This window comes from Pseudomonas sp. S2_E02 (genome assembly GCF_054668355.1).
Genome location: NZ_CP162761.1, coordinates 6,042,349 through 6,058,563, shown reverse-complemented (window position 1 = coordinate 6,058,563; position 16,215 = coordinate 6,042,349). Strand labels below are relative to the sequence as shown.

The following is a 16,215-nucleotide window of genomic DNA, read 5'->3' as shown; positions in this document are numbered from 1 at the left end:
AAGCTCGCTCCCACAGGGGATTTTGGTGGATTTGAAAGTGAGGTCAGAGCACCGGCAAAGTCTTGTCCTTGATCACTTTGCTCGGTCCGTTCGCCTTCACACTGGCAATGCCTTTATCGCACGCCGCCTCCGACGAATACGATTCACTGCTGCCGATGATCTGGTGGTTGGCCGCTTTCAGGTTGAAGTACGGATGGCCGTCCTTCGTCGACTTCTTCTCATAGCGCTCCTCCAACGGGCTGTTGGTTTGCACCGAAGCGATGCCGCCGTCGGCCGCAGCGCGAGTGGTGTACAGCTCGCTGGTCAGAATCGTTTCGGCATTCGCCGCTTTCAGCACGAACCTGAACTGGCCGTTGCTGCTTTTACTGATTTCGTACCATCCGGACATGCGCGTTTCTCCTTGGCGATTGAGAGGTTTGGCGCTTCAGAGTAAAGACCAGTCCTGAATATCTGTCGCTTGGACCGGCCCTTTCGCGAGCAAGCTCGCTCCCACATTGGAGCGCATTCCAGTTGCAGAACGCGCTCGAAAGTGGGAGCGAGCCTGCTCGCGAATGAGGCAGCTCGGTGCCGGCTATTTCACCACCGCCCGCACCACCGACAACTCCGGCGCATTCACCCGCCGCTGACTCAGATAGCGCGTACAACTCACCCGCAGGAACGAGGCAAAATTCACAACTTCCCCGCGATAATCCATCACCTCTTCATACAGCTTGGCGATCAGTTGGTTAGTGGTCATGCCGTCGACCTCGGCGATTTCGCTGAGGATGTCCCAGAACTGATTCTCCAGGCGCAACGTCGTCACCACACCGCAGATGCGCAGCGAACGCGAGCGTGATTCGTAGAGAATCGGGTCAGCCTTGACGTAGAGCTCGCACATCGGCGGATCCTCGTTACAGGGTGATTTTGGTGCCGAGCAAGCCGAGGAAACCGGCCAGCCAGTTCGGATGCGCCGGCCATGCCGGGGCTGTGGCCAGATTGCCTTGAACGTGGCCGTCCGTCACCGGGATATCGATGTACGTACCGCCCGCCAGTCGCACTTCCGGCGCGCAGGCCGGATAGGCACTGCATTCGCGCCCTTCAAGTACACCCGCCGCCGCAAGCAATTGCGCGCCGTGACAGACGGCGGCAATCGGTTTGCCGGCCTTGTCGAAGGCGCGCACCAGATCGAGGACTTTTTCGTTGAGGCGCAAGTATTCCGGGGCACGACCGCCGGGGATCAACAGCGCGTCGTAATCGGCCTCGCTGACCTTGGCGAAATCGAAGTTGAGCGCGAACAGGTGACCGGGCTTTTCGCTGTAGGTCTGATCGCCTTCAAAGTCATGGATCGCAGTGCGCACGGTTTTACCGGCAACCTTGTCCGGGCACACGGCGTGGACGGTGTGACCAACCATTTGCAGGGCCTGGAACGGCACCATCACTTCGTAGTCTTCGACGTAATCGCCGACCAGCATCAGGATCTTTTTCGCGGTCATGGGGAGGACTCCTCTGGAGGACATGCTTGGGAGTATTCAAGGTAGACCTTATCCGGAGGCTCGGGTAACAACCGGCTACTACCTCAGACCGTGTCATCGTTCTTCGCGAGCAAGCTCGCTCCCACATTTGGAATGCATTCTCCTGTGGGAGCGAGCCTGCTCGCGAAGAGGCCCTGAAACTGTACGCCTAAGTCCGTGCCTAGCTGTAACACCTCGAAATTCGCAGATTATGGCTAGATGAGGACACCTTCCAATGCCCTACGGTTCAGGTCTCCCCTCATGTCCTCGCGCGAAAACACCGGCATGGCCCTCGGCCTGCTCGGCGTGGTGATCTTCAGCCTTACCCTGCCCTTCACCCGCATCGTGGTGCAGGAACTGCATCCATTGCTCAACGGTTTGGGCCGCGCGTTGTTCGCGGCGATTCCAGCGGCGTTGCTGCTTTTGTGGCGGCGCGAGAAATGGCCGACGTGGCAGCAAGTCAAAGGCCTGAGCCTGGTGATCGCCGGGGTGATTCTGGGTTTTCCGGTGTTGTCGGCTTGGGCCATGCAGACATTGCCGGCGTCCCACGGTGCGCTGGTCAATGGGCTGCAACCTTTGTGCGTGGCGCTGTACGCCGCGTGGCTGTCCCACGAACGTCCGTCAAAAGCCTTCTGGGCCTGCGCGGCGCTGGGCAGTGCATTGGTGCTCGGATATGCGCTGTACACCGGTGCCGGCAGTATTCAGGCGGGTGATCTGTTGATGCTCGGCGCGATTGCGGTCGGTGGTTTGGGTTACGCCGAGGGCGGTCGATTAGCCAAGGAGATGGGCGGCTGGCAGGTGATCTGCTGGGCGCTGGTGCTGTCGACGCCGTTGTTGATCGGGCCGGTGCTGTATCTGGCCCTGCAACATCAGGGCGCGGTGTCGGCCAAGGCCTGGTGGGCGTTCGGGTATGTGGCGCTGTTTTCGCAGTTTCTTGGGTTTTTCGCTTGGTATGCCGGGCTGGCCATGGGTGGCATCGCCCGGGTCAGTCAGATCCAGTTATTGCAGATTTTCTTCACCATCGCGTTTTCGGCACTGTTCTTTGGTGAACATGTCGAGCCGATTACCTGGGTGTTTGCGTGTGGTGTGATTGCGACCGTCATGCTCGGCCGCAAAACCGCGGTGAAATCAAATGTGGGAGCGAGCCTGCTCGCGAAGGGTCCGTAACAGCCAATATCATTGTTGACTGTCAGTCCGCCTTCGCGAGCAGGCTCGCTCCCACAGGGTCAGTGTCAAGCCAGGTAACCATCCGCGCGCAGCAAGGTTTCCAGGCAGTGCTCGCTGATGTTGTAGAAGTCTTTCAACTCCTGAATCTTCACCAACAACTGCGCCGGGTCCACCGGCTCGGCGCGCTTCACCGCCAGAATCATTTTGTTTTTGTTGGTGTGATCCAGCGAGATGAATTCGAACACCTTGGTCTCGTAACCGCAGGCCTCAAGGAACAGCGCGCGCAAGCTGTCGGTGACCATTTCCGCCTGCTGCCCCAGGTGCAAACCATATTGCAGCATCGGCTTGAGCAACGCTGGACTCTGGATCTGCAGGCGGATCTGTTTGTGGCAGCACGGCGAGCACATGATGATCGACGCGCCGGAACGGATGCCGGTGTGGATCGCGTAATCGGTAGCGATGTCGCAGGCATGCAGGGCGATCATCACGTCCAGTTCGCTCGGCGCCACGCTGCGCACGTCACCGCACTTGAACACCAGCCCCGGGTGATCGAGTTTCGCAGCAGCGGCGTTGCACAGGTTGACCATTTCCTCACGCAACTCGACGCCGGTGACCTCGCCCTCGGCCTTCAAGGTGTTGCGCAGGTAATCGTGAATGGCGAACGTCAGATAGCCCTTGCCCGAACCGAAATCTGCCACCCGCACCGGTTTGTCCAGCGCCAGCGGCGACGAGGTCAGGGCATGGCTGAACACTTCGATGAACTTGTTGATCTGCTTCCACTTGCGTGACATCGCCGGGATCAGCTCATGTTGCGCATTGGTTACGCCCAGATCCTTGAGGAACGGTCGGCTCAACTCGAGGAAGCGATTTTTCTCGCGGTTGTGCTCAGCGGACGGTGCTTCGCGCAATTGCTGAGGTTTGCTCTTGAACAGCGAGCTCTTGCCCTTTTTGCTGTATTCGAGCTGGGCTTCATCAGTGACTGCGAGTAAATGCGCATTTTTGAAAGAGACCGGCAACAGCTCGGCAATCGCCGCCACGCCGTCAGCCAAGGGCAGATTCTTGGTGATGTCGCGGGTTTTGTAGCGATAGACGAACGACAGATTCGGCTGCGCCTTGACCGTCACCGGTTTGATGATGACTCGCTGCAGATCCACTTCTTCGCCGACGTATTTGGCCAGCACCAGTTTGATGAAGCCGTTCTGTTCGAGGCTGGCTTGCAGCAGCTCGATGAACTGGGCGTGGTGATCGGGCGCAGGCTTGATGGACGGGGCAGTAACGGACATGAAAAAGCGGCCTCGGACGGGCGGAATCGGGAATGGCGGGTATTTTAGGGGGGATGGGGGTTGGGGACACGCTCTTATTTACCGAACGGTTGGTTAAAGCGGCCCTCACCCTAGCCCTCTCCCAGAGGTAGAGGGGACTGACCGAGGTGTTTTCTCGAGCTACGCCGACCTGAAATACCGAGTCGAACTCAAGTTTGAAAGATTTGTTTTGAATCCATAATCGCCTCGGTCTTTCAGGTCGATGTCGAGCGCAGAACACCTCGGTCGGCCCCCTCTCCCTCCGGGAGAGGGTTGGGGTGAGGGGCTTTGGCTTTTAGGCTATCAGGCCAACACCACCAACCGATTCGGCAACTCATTCCTCACCTGCGTCACCGGCACATGCACCTTCAGCAATTCCCCACACGCCTCGATACACGTCACAAATCCCTCCAGCGTGCGCCCCTGCCTGACCTGCTCGGTAAACGCCGCGACAATCGCATCCCAACTCTTGTTATCCAGCCGCTTGGAAATCCCCTCATCCACCAGAATCTCCACATACCGCTCCGCCTCGCAGACAAAAATCAGCATGCCGGTACTGCCCACGGTGTGGTGCAGGTTCTGCTCTAGAAACTGCCGCCGCGCCAGATTCGAGGCGCGCCAGTGGCGCACGCGACGCGGGATCAAATGAGTGGTGATTTTCGGCAAACGAAACAGCAGACACAGCACGATAAACGCGCCCCACTGCACCAACAGCAGACTGCGCAGGGTCAGCCAGCCGGTCAGGTAGTGCACGACGCCCGGCACCACCAGTGCCAACAGGCTCGCCCACAGCAGCGGGATGTACGCGTAGTCATCAGCGCGCGCGGCCAGCACCGTCACCAGTTCGGCGTCGGTGTCGCGCTCGACCCGGGCAATCGCCTCGGCGACTTTGCGTTGTTCGTGTTCGGTCAGTAGTGCCATGTTGAAAAGTGCCTGCTCATTATTCTTCTGATATCACCAGCCGCCGGACGAACCACCGCCGCCGAAACTGCCCCCGCCGCCGCTGAAGCCTCCACCTCCACCGCCGCCGCCAAATCCGCCACCACCGCCGAAGCCGCCCCCTCCTCCAGAGCCGCCCCGGCCGGCAGGCAGGATACCGAGCATCTGGCAGACAAACACCGTCAGGATGAACAACATCACCAAAAACACAAACAATGCCGGATGCCGCGAGATGAAATCATCGGACGGATCACCGGTGGATTCATACACCGTCGACGGTTCATCGAGCGGATTGCCACCCAGCACCACCAGCATCGCCGCCACGCCGTCGCTGATGCCTTTGCTGAAATTGCCGCTCTTGAACGCAGGCGTGATGACTTGATGGATGATCACTGAAGTCTGCGCATCGGTCAGCCGATCCTCCAGGCCATAACCGACTTCGATGCGCAGTTTGCGCTCGTCACGGGCAACGATCAGCAGCGCGCCGTTGTTCTTGTCCTTTTGACCAATCGCCCAATGACGCCCGAGTTGAACGCCAAAGTCCTCGATGGTCGTGCCTTGCAGATCCGGCAGCGTGACCACGACCAACTGCTCGCCGGTCGCCTGTTCGTGGGCCTGCAACTGCTGGCTCAGTTGCGTGCGCACCGACGGCTCGAGCATCTGCGCTTCGTCCACCACCCGCCCGCTCAGCGCCGGGAACATCAACTCGGCCCGGGCGCTGACGGCGAACAGCCACAGCATCAGCACCAGGCCCATTTTCAACACACGCATGGACAACCTCGAATCAGAATTTCACTTCCGGGGCCTTTTCCGCGCCGGGCGTGGTGGCTTCGAAGGTTTCGCGGATCGGCAGATCGCTGTACATCACGCTGTGCCAGAGGCGACCGGGGAAGGTGCGGATCTCGGTGTTGTATTTCTGCACCGCCAGAATGAAATCGCGGCGAGCCACGGCAATGCGGTTTTCCGTGCCTTCCAGCTGCGATTGCAGGGCAAGGAAGTTCTGGTTGGCTTTCAGGTCCGGATAGCGCTCTGAAACCACCATCAGGCGGCTCAATGCGCCGGTCAGTTGGTCCTGCGCCTGCTGGAATTGCTTGAGTTTCTCGGGATTGTCGAGGGTGCTGGCGTCGACCTGAATCGAGGTCGCTTTCGCCCGCGCCTCAATCACTGCCGTGAGGGTTTCCTCTTCATGCTTGGCATAACCCTTCACCGTTTCCACCAGGTTGGGGATCAGGTCGGCGCGGCGCTGGTACTGGTTCTGCACCTGGCCCCATGCAGCTTTGGCCTGTTCGTCGAGGGTTGGGATATTGTTGATGCCGCACGCGGTCAACAGCGTGGCCAGCACCAGCAGTGTGGCGACCTGCAAACGCGAGCGATTGGTTGGGCTTACATTCATCGCAGTGATGCTCCTTGGCACATATCATTATAAAAACCGAGCGCGAAACATTCTCAGCGGGCTCTTGGGGCATAATCGGCCGCGTCGCTGGATTACGACGGGGCAATGGGCTAAAAAGTGCCCTGCGTGATCATGCGGCCAAGTGTCGGCTGCCGTTTTTTGGCTCTGTTTCTTTGAGCCTGTACCCGAACAACAATAGTCGCTCCCTAAATTTTGGCTGGCCGGCGTTGCATTGCCGCTTGGGCCCTTGAGAAAACTATTCATGAAGAAGCTGTGTTTGCTGGGTCTGTTCGTCAGCCTGGCCAGTCATCAAGTATTGGCCGCCACGACCCCGGTACCCCTGGAAAACAAGGACGCGTTCATCAGCAACCTGATGAAGCAAATGACCCTCGACGAGAAGATCGGCCAGTTGCGCCTGATCAGCATCGGCCCGGAAATGCCCCGTGAGCTGATCCGCAAAGAGATCGCCGCCGGCAACATCGGCGGCACGTTCAACTCGATCACCCGTCCGGAAAACCGGCCGATGCAGGATGCTGCCATGCGCAGTCGCCTGAAGATTCCGATGTTTTTCGCGTACGACGTGATCCACGGTCACCGTACGATTTTCCCGATTCCACTGGCCCTCGCCTCGAGCTGGGACATGGACGCCATCGGCCAGTCCGGGCGCGTTGCCGCCAAGGAAGCCGCCGCCGACAGTCTCGACATCACCTTCGCGCCGATGGTCGACATCTCTCGCGACCCGCGCTGGGGCCGCAGCTCCGAAGGCTTCGGTGAAGACACCTACCTGACTTCACGCATTGCCGGCGTCATGGTGCGCGCCTATCAGGGCGCCACCCCGAGCGCGGCCGACAGCATCATGGCCAGCGTCAAGCACTTCGCCCTGTACGGCGCGGTCGAGGGCGGTCGCGACTACAACACCGTCGACATGAGCCCGGTGAAGATGTACCAGGATTACCTGCCGCCGTACCGCGCCGCGATTGATGCCGGCGCCGGCGGTGTGATGGTCGCGTTGAACTCGATCAACGGCATTCCGGCCACGGCCAACACCTGGCTGATGAATGATCTGCTGCGCAAAGACTGGGGCTTCAAGGGCTTGGCGGTTAGCGACCACGGCGCAATCTTCGAACTGATCAAGCACGGCGTCGCCCGCGACGGTCGTGAAGCGGCGAAGCTGGCGATCAAGGCCGGTATCGACATGAGCATGAACGACACCCTGTACGGCAAAGAACTGCCGGGGCTGCTCAAGTCCGGCGAGATCGAACAGAAAGACATCGACAACGCCGTGCGTGAAGTGCTCGCGGCCAAGTACGACATGGGCCTGTTCAAAGACCCGTACCTGCGCATTGGCAAGGCTGAAGACGATCCGGCCGACACCTACGCCGAAAGCCGTCTGCACCGCGCCGAGGCCCGTGAAGTGGCGCGTCGCAGCTTGGTTTTGTTGAAGAACCAGAACGAAACCCTGCCGCTGAAGAAAGACGCGAAAGTCGCACTGGTCGGTCCGTTGGCCAAAGCACCGATCGACATGATGGGCAGCTGGGCCGCAGCGGGTAAGCCTGCGCAATCGGTGACCCTGTTCGATGGCATGAGCTCGGTGATCGGTGACAAGGCGAACCTGATCTACGCCCGTGGCGCCAACATCACCAGCGACAAGAAGGTGCTCGACTACCTGAACTTCCTCAACTTCGATGCGCCGGAAGTGGTCGACGATCCGCGACCGGCCAACGTGCTGATCGACGAAGCGGTGAAAGCCGCCAAGGACGCTGACGTGATCGTTGCCGCCGTCGGCGAATCCCGTGGCATGTCCCACGAATCCTCCAGCCGCACCGACCTGAACATTCCGGAAAACCAGCGTGAGCTGATCCGCGCACTGAAAGCTACCGGCAAACCGCTGGTGCTGGTGTTGATGAACGGCCGCCCACTGACCCTTCTCGAAGAGAACCAGTCGGCTGACGCGATTCTGGAAACCTGGTTCAGCGGCACCGAGGGCGGTAACGCCATCGCTGACGTGCTGTTCGGCGACTACAACCCGTCGGGCAAACTACCGGTGACCTTCCCGCGCTCCGTGGGCCAGATCCCGACTTACTACAACCACCTGAGCATTGGCCGGCCGTTCACGCCGGGCAAACCGGGCAACTACACCTCGCAGTATTTCGATGACACGACCGGGCCGCTGTTCCCGTTCGGTTATGGCCTGAGCTACACCCAATTCGCCCTCAGCGACATGGCGCTGTCGTCGACCACCCTGAACGCCACCGGCAAACTCGACGCCAGCGTCATGGTCAAGAACACCGGCAAGCGTGACGGCGAAACCGTGGTGCAGCTGTACATTCAGGACGTCACCGGCTCGATGATTCGTCCGGTGAAAGAACTGAAGAACTTCCAGAAAATCATGCTCAAGGCCGGTGAACAGAAAGTCGTGCACTTCACCATCAGCGAGGATGACCTGAAGTTCTACAACGCCCAGCTCAAGTACGCGGCGGAGCCTGGCAAGTTCAACGTGCAGATCGGCCTGGATTCGCAGGACGTGACGCAGCAGAGCTTTGAATTGCTGTAACCGGTTTTTGCTCGGCTGATCGTTCCCACGCTCCGCGTGGGAATGCCTCAAGGGACGCTCCGCGTCCAGTGACGCGGAGCGTCACAGGCTGCATTCCCACGCAGAGCGTGGGAACGATCATCAGGTGAGCGGTTATCCGCGGCGATCGAGAATGTTGACCACCACCCGATCCACCCAGCCCCACACCCGCTGCTTCACCCGCCGCCACAACGGCCGGCGCTGCCATTCTTCCAGACTCACCTGCTGACTCAGCCCGAAGTCCTTCAGAAAACTCGCCTGCACCGCTGCCGTCAACGACGGATCCAACGCCTCCAGATTTGCCTCCAGATTGAAGCGCAGGTTCCAGTGATCGAAGTTGCACGAACCGATGCTCACCCAATCGTCAACCAGCACCATTTTCAAGTGCAGGAAGCACGGCTGATATTCGAAGATCTGCACCCCGGCCTTGAGCAGTCGCGGATAGTAACGATGCCCGGCGTAACGCACTGACGGGTGATCGGTGCGCGGCCCGGTCAGCAGTAGCCGCACATCGACTCCGCGCGCCGCTGCCTTGCGCAGTGAGCGGCGGATTTTCCACGTTGGCAGGAAGTACGGCGTAGCCATCCAGATGCGTTTTTGCCCGCTGTTCAAGGCTCGAAACAACGACTGCAGAATGTCGCGGTGCTGGCGGGCGTCGGCATACGCCACTCGGCCCATGCCCTCGCCCTTGTCCGGCACCCGTGGTAACCGTGGCAAGCCGAAATGCGCGGCCGGGCGCCAGGCGCGGCGATAGCGATTGGCGATCCACTGGCGATCAAACAGCAATTGCCAGTCGATCACCAGCGGGCCGCTGATCTCGACCATCACTTCGTGCCACTCGCTGGTGTCGTGCCCCGGTGTCCAGAACTCATCGGTGACACCGGTGCCGCCAACCACCGCCAGACGCTGATCGACCAGCAGCAACTTGCGATGATCACGATAGAAATTACCGACCCAGCGCCGCCAGTTCAGCCGATTGTAGAAACGTAGTTCAACGCCGGCGTGTGTCAGGCGCTGGCGCAGATTGAGAGTAAACGCCAGGCTGCCGTAATCATCGAACAGGCAGCGCACGCGCACGCCACGCTCGGCGGCCAGCACCAGCGCTTGCACGATGGTTTCGGCGCAAGCGCCAGCCTCGACCAGATACAACTCGAGTTCGATCTGCTCCTGCGCGCCGGCAATCTGCTCAAGCATGCGCGGGAAGAATTGCGGGCCATCGATCAACAGTTCGAACCGGTTGCCATCGCGCCACGGAAACACCGCACCGCGCATGTCAGCGCGCCGTGAAAATCAGCACCGCACCCACCGGTACCGACAGACTGATGGCCGACAGGTCGGCAAGTTTGCGCAGGCTTTCCAGCCCCGGCACGAGATCGAAATCCTCGGCGTTGATCACCAGCGGCTCCAGGGTGACCACTTGAAAACGCCGGTCATCGAGGCGCGTCGCCAGCAGCTCAGCGGGGTATTCGTGTTGCTTGCCGTGCAGGTTGACGGTCAGCGGCAGACGCAATTCCAGCTGCGCACCGGGGGCCAGATCGTTGATTGGGCGCAGGTCGATCTGGGTGGTGATGGTCGCTTCGGGGAATTGCTCGATCTGGAACAGCTCCTTGCGCATGCGCTCGTCACGCAGCGGGATGCCACTGTTGATCGAATCCATCTCGACTTCGACTTCGGCGCGACCGTTGGGGTCGACCTTGCCGTGCAGCACCAGAAAGCGCTGCACTTCGGAAATATGGGTGTTTTTCGTGCTGACAAACGACAGCCGCGACGACTCGCCGTCCAGATACCAATTGGCCTGCGCCGGCAATGCGACGGTGGCGAGCAGCAGACTGGACAGGGTTGCACAGAGAGAGCGGTTGAACATTGAACACTCGTGGGGCTGATAAACCTGCACGAACCTTAACCGCACACGCTGTTATTGCAAACTGAAGATCACACCCGGTGGGAGCGAGCCTGCTCGCGAAGACGTCATCTGTCTCAACAGACAAGGTGCGCCCGCTATTGCATTCGCGAGCAGGCTCGCTCCCACAAAAAACCATCGGGTGTTTTCAGGGATTCAGGCGACAGCCTTGCCGTTCGCTCAACCACTGGGCGCGATTGCTGCGGCCCATGCCGCTGACCGTGATGGTTTTGTTGGTGCTGTCATCGGTGAATGCGCTGGTCGGCAGCCATTGTTTTACATAGCCACGGCAATACTCGGCATCGTTATTCATCACATAACGACAGGAACAGTATTCCTTGGCGGTGTAGGCGCTGATGATGTCGGGGAAGGCCCACAGGTTTTCGCGCTCGTAGACGATCCAGCCGAGCAGCAGGACCAGCATTAACAGGAATAAGCGCTTCATGGCCGCACCGCCTTCAGCACGTGTTTGAGCAGTTCGTTATGGCTGTAGCTGCCGTCGCGGTCATCGGCGTAACGCACGATCAGCAGTTTTTCACTGGGGATCACGTAGAGCGCCTGGCCCCAATGCCCGAGGGCGGCAAACGTGTCGGGCGGTGCAGCGGGCCATGGCGATTCAGCGCCATCGGCTGGACGATTGAGCCACCATTGGCCGCCGGGCACGGCTTCGTCCTGATGGGCTTTGTAACCGGCGAAGGGAGTGCGGCTGAACGCCACCCACTCCTTGGGCAATAACTGCCGATCATGCCAGCGCCCGTCACAAGCCATCAGCAAACCGACCCGCGCCAGATCCCGCGCGGTCAGGTAGGCATAAGAGGAAGCGACAAACGTGCCGTTGGCATCGGTCTCCCACACGGCGTGGCGGATGCCCAACGGTTCGAACAACGCCGTCCACGGATAATCCGGATAACGCTGCGGGCCGACGATATTTTTCAACGCCGCCGCGAGCAGGTTGCTGTCGCCGCTGGAATAACGGAAGGCCTGCCCCGGTTCGGCGTAAGCATCGTGATCGGCGGTGAACGCGGCCATGTCGCGATGGCCGCGGGTGTAGAGCATCGCCACCACCGAGGATTTCAGTGGCGCGTATTCGTAATCTTCCTGCCAGTCGATACCGGAGGCCCAGTGCAGCAGGTCGGCGATTTTGATGGCCGGGTGTTGTTCCAGCGGCGGGTAAAACTGCACGGCCGGGGCTTCGAGTTTGAACAGGCCTTCGCCGTACGCCACACCGAGGACGGTGGCCATCAGGCTTTTGCTGATCGACCAGGTCAGGTGCGGGGTTTGTTCGGTGGTCGGGCCGGCGTAGCGTTCGTAGATGATCTGGCCGTCGCGGATGATCAGCAAGGCGTCGGTGCGGATGCCTTGGCGGGTGTTGTCATCGCGGGGTGGGAAGGCGTAATTCTCCAGCGCTCCTGTATCGGTGATCGTCGTGCCGATTGGCCATGCTTCACCGGGCCATTGTTCGGCCTGAACGGTGAAGGTGATCAGCAGCAGGAACAGCGACAGGCCTTTGCGCATGGTGAGGGCTCTGGGAATGAACCTGCTGAGATTAGTCGGGGTTGATGACAGATGTGTGGGGATGTTGAAGCCGCCTTCGCGAGCAGGCTCGCTCCCACAGTTGACCGAGTTCCTTCAGTTGGAATGCCATCAAACTGTGGGAGCGAGCTTGCTCGCGAAGAGGCCAGTCAAGCCTGCGCCAAAGCCTTGGCCAGACGCTTGGCCCGAGCACCCGCCGCCAACTGCATCACGCCTTGATCGCGTTGCCACATCTGCGCCCACTCTGCCGGACCGTCAGCCAACGCTTGACTCACTTCCCCCTCCAGCGCCTCAAACTGCGCAAACAACCCAGCCAACAACACATGCCCGGCGGGATTGTTCGGCGGTTGCCGACTCGCCTCCGCACACCCGGCCAACAGCGCCAGCAAGCGCAATTGCAGCGCCTGCGGCCAGTCACTGTCCTGGCCGACGCCAAACAGCCACGCGGTCATCGCGCTGAGTACATAAACATCTTCCAACGTACGAAACGGTTTGACGTAAGCGTCCCAACCATCGCCGGCCAACAACTCGCACAACGCGTTATCAAGCTGCAGCCGACCATGGCTGACGTCAGGCATCAACGGCAGCGCCGGCAGCTTCTCCACGGTCACGCCGGGTTCGCCGGGATACACCACCGCCAGACTCAGGCGCGGCGATTCACCGGATTCTTCACTGCGCGCGGCGATAAGCAACCAGTCCGCCGCATCGCCGGCGGTGACAAAATCCTTGCGTCCGCTCAGACGTAAATCCGTCAACCGTGTCTGCATGTCCGCCGGACGCAAACTGCGCTGTTCGGTCGCACACAACGCACCGAGGCTCAGCGGTGCACTCGGCCACAACATGCGCAATGCCGCCTGATAACCGACCAGAAACGCCAGCCCCGGCGTGGCCATCCGCCGCCCGCCCGCGACCGCCAATTCGAATGGGGTGACGTTGCCTAGTTGCTGCAACAACGTCGCGAAACCCTCGGCCAGGTCAGCAACGGCGGGCAATCGTTCACGGCGGTGCAGCAGATCTGGCCAGGGCATAAGAGGCTCCTTGTGGGCTGTCATATAAGCATCACCGAACGTTCATGGCGATGACACCGGGGCTACATAGCCTGACTTTGCACAACACGGCTGCATAAAGAAAGTCGATCGGCTGCAACCCACGACGGGTTAAAGGCCCGTACGGAGATTCACATGACTCAGATCGCCCGCATCAGCGACACCGGCAATGAACGCCGCCTGCAAGCCGAACGCCTGATCGGCGCCGAGGCCTTGCAGCAAGCCCAGGCCTTGCGCTTCAACGTCTTCAGCGGCGAGTTCAACGCCAAACTGAAAGGCGCGGAACTGGGTCTGGACATGGATGATTATGATGTTCACTGCAGCCACATCGGCGTGCGTGACTTGAACACCGGCCGTCTGGTGGCGACCACGCGTCTGCTCGATCACACCGCTGCCAGCAGCCTCGGCAAGTTTTACAGCGAAGAAGAATTCAGCCTGCACGGCCTGACGCATCTGCAAGGCCCGATCCTCGAAATCGGTCGCACCTGCGTCGACCCGGCCTATCGCAACGGCGGCACCATTGCGGTGTTGTGGGGCGAATTGGCCGAAGTATTGAATCAGGGCGGTTACAGCTACTTGATGGGTTGCGCGAGCATTCCGATGCAAGACGGCGGCATCCAGGCCCACGCGATCATGCAGCGTTTGCGTGAACGCTATCTGTGCACCGAACACCTGCGCGCCGAACCGAAAAATCCGCTGCCGACGCTGGATATCCCTTCCAACGTGATCGCCGAAATGCCGCCGCTGCTCAAGGCCTACATGCGCCTGGGCGCGAAGATCTGCGGTGAGCCGTGCTGGGACGAAGACTTCCAGGTCGCCGACGTGTTCATCCTGCTCAAGCGCGACGAACTCTGCCCGCGCTACGCCAAGCACTTCAAGGCGGCCGTGTGATGAGCCGGCTGCGCGTGTACGCGCGGATCGCGCGGGTGCTGCTGGTGGTAGCGCTGGGCTTGACCATGGCCACTGTCTTTGGCGTATTTGAACGAATTGGCCTGGCGCATTCGATGGAACGGCGTCAGCGCTGGTCGCGCTTTTTCATGGCGCGCCTGAGCAATGCCCTGCCCTTTCGCGTGACCGTGCACGGTGAGCTGCCGAAACAGCCGATGCTGTGGGTCAGCAATCATGTGTCGTGGACCGACATTCCGCTGCTCGGCATGCTCACGCCGCTGTCGTTTCTGTCCAAGGCCGAAGTGCGCACCTGGCCAGTGGCCGGTTGGCTCGCGGCGAAGGCTGGCAGCCTGTTCATCCGTCGCGGTTCGGGCGACAGCCAGTTGATCCGCAAGCAGATGACCCGTCACATGCAAACAGACCACGCCCTGCTGATGTTCCCGGAAGGCACCACCACCGATGGGCGCTCGCTGCGTACCTTTCATGGTCGCTTGCTGGCGGCGGCGATTGATTCCGAGGTGATGCTGCAACCGGTGGCGATCCGTTATCTGCGTGATGGCGAGATCGATGCGCTGGCGCCGTTCATTGGTGACGATGATCTGCTCTCGCACCTGATGCGCCTGTTCAGCAATGATTGCGGCGATGTCGAAGTGCATCTGCTCAAGCCGATTGCCTGTCAGGGGCGTGAGCGTGCGGCGTTGGCATTCGAGGCACAGCAGGCGGTGCAGAAGGCGTTGTTTGGTGAGGTGGCGAAACCGGCCGAACCGCGTCGCGCAGGCGAATTGATTGCAGCCTGAAAACACACATCCCCCCTGTGGGAGCGAGCTTGCTCGCGAAAGCGGTATGTCATTCAAAGTTGATGTTGGCTGACACGACGCCTTCGCGAGCAAGCTCGCTCCCACATTGGTTTTATGTCATTGACGGATTTTGTGCGAAGTCCTGGAGTTGTGGGTAGAACAAGCGGAAGTCTTCACTCAGCGGCTCATACAACCGCCGCAATTCCTCCATCGCCCCCGCCAGCTCTTCCGGCCGGCTCAGCCGCCGCGAGATCCCGCGCAACACCTGCTCCAGCACTTCAAATTCCTGATACGAACCCAACCAGTCATTGGCGACCATGTGCGGGGCGATCTTCGCCAATCGCTCGGGCAGTTGCCGTTCGCGGGTCAGCACCCGATACACATCAGCGGTGAAAACCTCCAGCGGCTGATCGGCATACAACCGCCAGTCCCGGGCCAGGCAATGATCGAAAAACACGTCGAGGACGATCCCGGCATAACGCCGCCTCGTATCGGAAAACCGCCCCAACGCAACGTCCACCAACGGATGACGATCGGTAAACACGTCAATCCGCCGATGCAGTTGAATGGCCGCCTCGACCTCCGGCGCAAACTGCCCTTGCAGCCGACCTTTGACGAAATCGCCATACAGACTGCCGAGCAGTTGCCCGGGGCGCTGGCCACCGAGGTGTAAATGTGCGAGATAGTTCATGGGCGCAGCTTAGCACTGCGACCCGCAATCCATACACCATCGTATCGTTATAACGCGATATACCAATTTATGCTGACGTCAGATCAAAAGCATATTGGTGTATCGCGATCTAACGATTTATATTTCGCCACATCGCGATATAGCGTTGTACACATTGTGAGCACCCTGCCATGAACCTCGACCTCGACGAAATAATAAAAGCCCTGGCGCACCCAGTACGGCGAGACATCCTCAACTGGCTGAAAGACCCGAAGAACGAATTTCCGGAACAGTTGCACAACCACGAGTACGGCATTTGCGCCGGGCAGATCGATCAGCGCTGCGGCCTGTCGCAGTCGACTGTTTCGGCACACCTCGCAACGTTGCAACGCGCCGGCCTGATCAGCAGCCAGAAGGCCGGGCAATGGCACTTTTTCAAACGTAACGAGGACGTGATCCAGGCGTTCCTCAGCACCCTCAGTAAAGAGCTCTGACCCTTAACGTCAGCCAGCCGACAAG

At 60.1% G+C, this 16,215-nt stretch carries 18 protein-coding genes; 5 read left to right on the top strand and 13 right to left on the bottom strand.

Annotated features, from left to right (window positions below; all coding sequences use genetic code 11):
• Nucleotides 1-43: 43 nt before the first annotated feature.
• From AB4O01_RS27175 to AB4O01_RS27165, 3 genes are all read right to left on the bottom strand, one after another.
• Nucleotides 44-388 (bottom strand): YegP family protein, encoded by a 345-nt coding sequence (locus AB4O01_RS27175; protein WP_186623755.1) that lies wholly within the window; start codon nucleotides 386-388, stop codon nucleotides 44-46.
• Nucleotides 389-571: 183 nt separating this feature from the next.
• Nucleotides 572-877 (bottom strand): ribbon-helix-helix domain-containing protein, encoded by a 306-nt coding sequence (locus tag AB4O01_RS27170; protein WP_099758220.1) that lies wholly within the window; start codon nucleotides 875-877, stop codon nucleotides 572-574.
• A gap of 13 nt (nucleotides 878-890) precedes the next feature.
• Nucleotides 891-1,472, bottom strand: a complete 582-nt coding sequence (locus AB4O01_RS27165; RefSeq protein WP_460090082.1) for a DJ-1/PfpI family protein — start codon at nucleotides 1,470-1,472, stop codon at nucleotides 891-893.
• Nucleotides 1,473-1,751: 279 nt separating this feature from the next.
• On the opposite strand from AB4O01_RS27165, the gene AB4O01_RS27160 reads away from it, so the two are divergent.
• Complete coding sequence (locus tag AB4O01_RS27160) at nucleotides 1,752-2,657, top strand: DMT family transporter (protein ID WP_077571479.1); 906 nt, start codon at nucleotides 1,752-1,754, stop codon at nucleotides 2,655-2,657.
• Nucleotides 2,658-2,722: 65 nt separating this feature from the next.
• Here AB4O01_RS27160 and AB4O01_RS27155 read toward each other — a convergent pair whose 3' ends face one another.
• From AB4O01_RS27155 to AB4O01_RS27140, 4 genes are all read right to left on the bottom strand, one after another.
• Nucleotides 2,723-3,940, bottom strand: a complete 1,218-nt coding sequence (locus AB4O01_RS27155) for a class I SAM-dependent methyltransferase (protein WP_320337413.1) — start codon at nucleotides 3,938-3,940, stop codon at nucleotides 2,723-2,725.
• Nucleotides 3,941-4,261: 321 nt separating this feature from the next.
• A complete protein-coding gene (locus tag AB4O01_RS27150; protein WP_116254496.1) occupies nucleotides 4,262-4,879 on the bottom strand; it encodes a TPM domain-containing protein in 618 nt (205 codons plus the stop codon).
• A gap of 33 nt (nucleotides 4,880-4,912) precedes the next feature.
• Entirely contained in the window at nucleotides 4,913-5,668 is a 756-nt protein-coding gene (locus AB4O01_RS27145) for a TPM domain-containing protein (RefSeq protein ID WP_460090081.1), read from the bottom strand.
• Nucleotides 5,669-5,681: 13 nt separating this feature from the next.
• Complete coding sequence (locus AB4O01_RS27140; protein ID WP_093438567.1) at nucleotides 5,682-6,290, bottom strand: LemA family protein; 609 nt, start codon at nucleotides 6,288-6,290, stop codon at nucleotides 5,682-5,684.
• A gap of 262 nt (nucleotides 6,291-6,552) precedes the next feature.
• On the opposite strand from AB4O01_RS27140, the gene bglX reads away from it, so the two are divergent.
• On the top strand, nucleotides 6,553-8,844 hold the full coding sequence (gene bglX, locus AB4O01_RS27135) for a beta-glucosidase BglX (RefSeq protein ID WP_116254497.1): 2,292 nt from the start codon (nucleotides 6,553-6,555) through the stop codon (nucleotides 8,842-8,844).
• A gap of 132 nt (nucleotides 8,845-8,976) precedes the next feature.
• Here the strand turns inward: bglX and AB4O01_RS27130 are convergent, their stop codons facing one another.
• The 5 genes from AB4O01_RS27130 to AB4O01_RS27110 form a co-directional block, all read right to left on the bottom strand.
• On the bottom strand, nucleotides 8,977-10,134 hold the full coding sequence (locus AB4O01_RS27130) for a phospholipase D-like domain-containing protein (RefSeq protein WP_093438576.1): 1,158 nt from the start codon (nucleotides 10,132-10,134) through the stop codon (nucleotides 8,977-8,979).
• A gap of 1 nt (nucleotide 10,135) precedes the next feature.
• Nucleotides 10,136-10,726 carry a YceI family protein gene (locus AB4O01_RS27125; RefSeq protein ID WP_460090080.1) on the bottom strand — a complete coding sequence of 197 codons (591 nt, stop codon included), beginning with the start codon at nucleotides 10,724-10,726 and terminating at the stop codon, nucleotides 10,136-10,138.
• A gap of 184 nt (nucleotides 10,727-10,910) precedes the next feature.
• The gene (locus tag AB4O01_RS27120) at nucleotides 10,911-11,207 is read right to left on the bottom strand and encodes an amidase (RefSeq protein ID WP_093438586.1); all 297 of its coding nucleotides are present in this window, start codon (nucleotides 11,205-11,207) and stop codon (nucleotides 10,911-10,913) included.
• Complete coding sequence (locus AB4O01_RS27115; RefSeq protein ID WP_460090079.1) at nucleotides 11,204-12,277, bottom strand: serine hydrolase domain-containing protein; 1,074 nt, start codon at nucleotides 12,275-12,277, stop codon at nucleotides 11,204-11,206. The genes AB4O01_RS27120 and AB4O01_RS27115 overlap by 4 nt, the downstream gene beginning before the upstream one ends.
• A gap of 167 nt (nucleotides 12,278-12,444) precedes the next feature.
• On the bottom strand, nucleotides 12,445-13,323 hold the full coding sequence (locus AB4O01_RS27110) for an acyl-CoA dehydrogenase middle domain-containing protein (RefSeq protein WP_460090078.1): 879 nt from the start codon (nucleotides 13,321-13,323) through the stop codon (nucleotides 12,445-12,447).
• A 153-nt stretch (nucleotides 13,324-13,476) separates the two neighbouring features.
• Between AB4O01_RS27110 and olsB the strand changes: the two genes are divergently transcribed.
• Together olsB and AB4O01_RS27100 are read left to right on the top strand one after the other, a co-directional pair.
• Nucleotides 13,477-14,232 carry an L-ornithine N(alpha)-acyltransferase gene (gene olsB / locus AB4O01_RS27105; RefSeq protein WP_093438600.1) on the top strand — a complete coding sequence of 252 codons (756 nt, stop codon included), beginning with the start codon at nucleotides 13,477-13,479 and terminating at the stop codon, nucleotides 14,230-14,232.
• Entirely contained in the window at nucleotides 14,232-15,026 is a 795-nt protein-coding gene (locus AB4O01_RS27100; RefSeq protein WP_460090077.1) for a lysophospholipid acyltransferase family protein, read from the top strand. The genes olsB and AB4O01_RS27100 overlap by 1 nt, the downstream gene beginning before the upstream one ends.
• A 112-nt stretch (nucleotides 15,027-15,138) precedes the next feature.
• Here the strand turns inward: AB4O01_RS27100 and AB4O01_RS27095 are convergent, their stop codons facing one another.
• Entirely contained in the window at nucleotides 15,139-15,717 is a 579-nt protein-coding gene (locus AB4O01_RS27095) for an ACP phosphodiesterase (protein ID WP_116254501.1), read from the bottom strand.
• A gap of 170 nt (nucleotides 15,718-15,887) precedes the next feature.
• Between AB4O01_RS27095 and AB4O01_RS27090 the strand changes: the two genes are divergently transcribed.
• Nucleotides 15,888-16,190 carry an ArsR/SmtB family transcription factor gene (locus tag AB4O01_RS27090; protein WP_007917068.1) on the top strand — a complete coding sequence of 101 codons (303 nt, stop codon included), beginning with the start codon at nucleotides 15,888-15,890 and terminating at the stop codon, nucleotides 16,188-16,190.
• Nucleotides 16,191-16,215: the final 25 nt, after the last annotated feature.

Coding starts and splice junctions, on each gene's coding strand:
- AB4O01_RS27100 (WP_460090077.1), top strand. CDS start 14,232: ATGAGCCGGCTGCGCGTGTACGCGCGGATCGCGCGGGTGCTGCTGGTG.
- AB4O01_RS27095 (WP_116254501.1), bottom strand. CDS start 15,717: ATGAACTATCTCGCACATTTACACCTCGGTGGCCAGCGCCCCGGGCAA.
- AB4O01_RS27165 (WP_460090082.1), bottom strand. CDS start 1,472: ATGACCGCGAAAAAGATCCTGATGCTGGTCGGCGATTACGTCGAAGAC.
- AB4O01_RS27175 (WP_186623755.1), bottom strand. CDS start 388: ATGTCCGGATGGTACGAAATCAGTAAAAGCAGCAACGGCCAGTTCAGG.
- AB4O01_RS27110 (WP_460090078.1), bottom strand. CDS start 13,323: ATGCCCTGGCCAGATCTGCTGCACCGCCGTGAACGATTGCCCGCCGTT.
- AB4O01_RS27155 (WP_320337413.1), bottom strand. CDS start 3,940: ATGTCCGTTACTGCCCCGTCCATCAAGCCTGCGCCCGATCACCACGCC.
- AB4O01_RS27140 (WP_093438567.1), bottom strand. CDS start 6,290: ATGAATGTAAGCCCAACCAATCGCTCGCGTTTGCAGGTCGCCACACTG.
- AB4O01_RS27145 (WP_460090081.1), bottom strand. CDS start 5,668: ATGCGTGTGTTGAAAATGGGCCTGGTGCTGATGCTGTGGCTGTTCGCC.
- bglX (WP_116254497.1), top strand. CDS start 6,553: ATGAAGAAGCTGTGTTTGCTGGGTCTGTTCGTCAGCCTGGCCAGTCAT.
- olsB (WP_093438600.1), top strand. CDS start 13,477: ATGACTCAGATCGCCCGCATCAGCGACACCGGCAATGAACGCCGCCTG.
- AB4O01_RS27125 (WP_460090080.1), bottom strand. CDS start 10,726: ATGTTCAACCGCTCTCTCTGTGCAACCCTGTCCAGTCTGCTGCTCGCC.
- AB4O01_RS27170 (WP_099758220.1), bottom strand. CDS start 877: ATGTGCGAGCTCTACGTCAAGGCTGACCCGATTCTCTACGAATCACGC.
- AB4O01_RS27160 (WP_077571479.1), top strand. CDS start 1,752: ATGTCCTCGCGCGAAAACACCGGCATGGCCCTCGGCCTGCTCGGCGTG.
- AB4O01_RS27130 (WP_093438576.1), bottom strand. CDS start 10,134: ATGCGCGGTGCGGTGTTTCCGTGGCGCGATGGCAACCGGTTCGAACTG.
- AB4O01_RS27150 (WP_116254496.1), bottom strand. CDS start 4,879: ATGGCACTACTGACCGAACACGAACAACGCAAAGTCGCCGAGGCGATT.
- AB4O01_RS27120 (WP_093438586.1), bottom strand. CDS start 11,207: ATGAAGCGCTTATTCCTGTTAATGCTGGTCCTGCTGCTCGGCTGGATC.
- AB4O01_RS27090 (WP_007917068.1), top strand. CDS start 15,888: ATGAACCTCGACCTCGACGAAATAATAAAAGCCCTGGCGCACCCAGTA.
- AB4O01_RS27115 (WP_460090079.1), bottom strand. CDS start 12,277: ATGCGCAAAGGCCTGTCGCTGTTCCTGCTGCTGATCACCTTCACCGTT.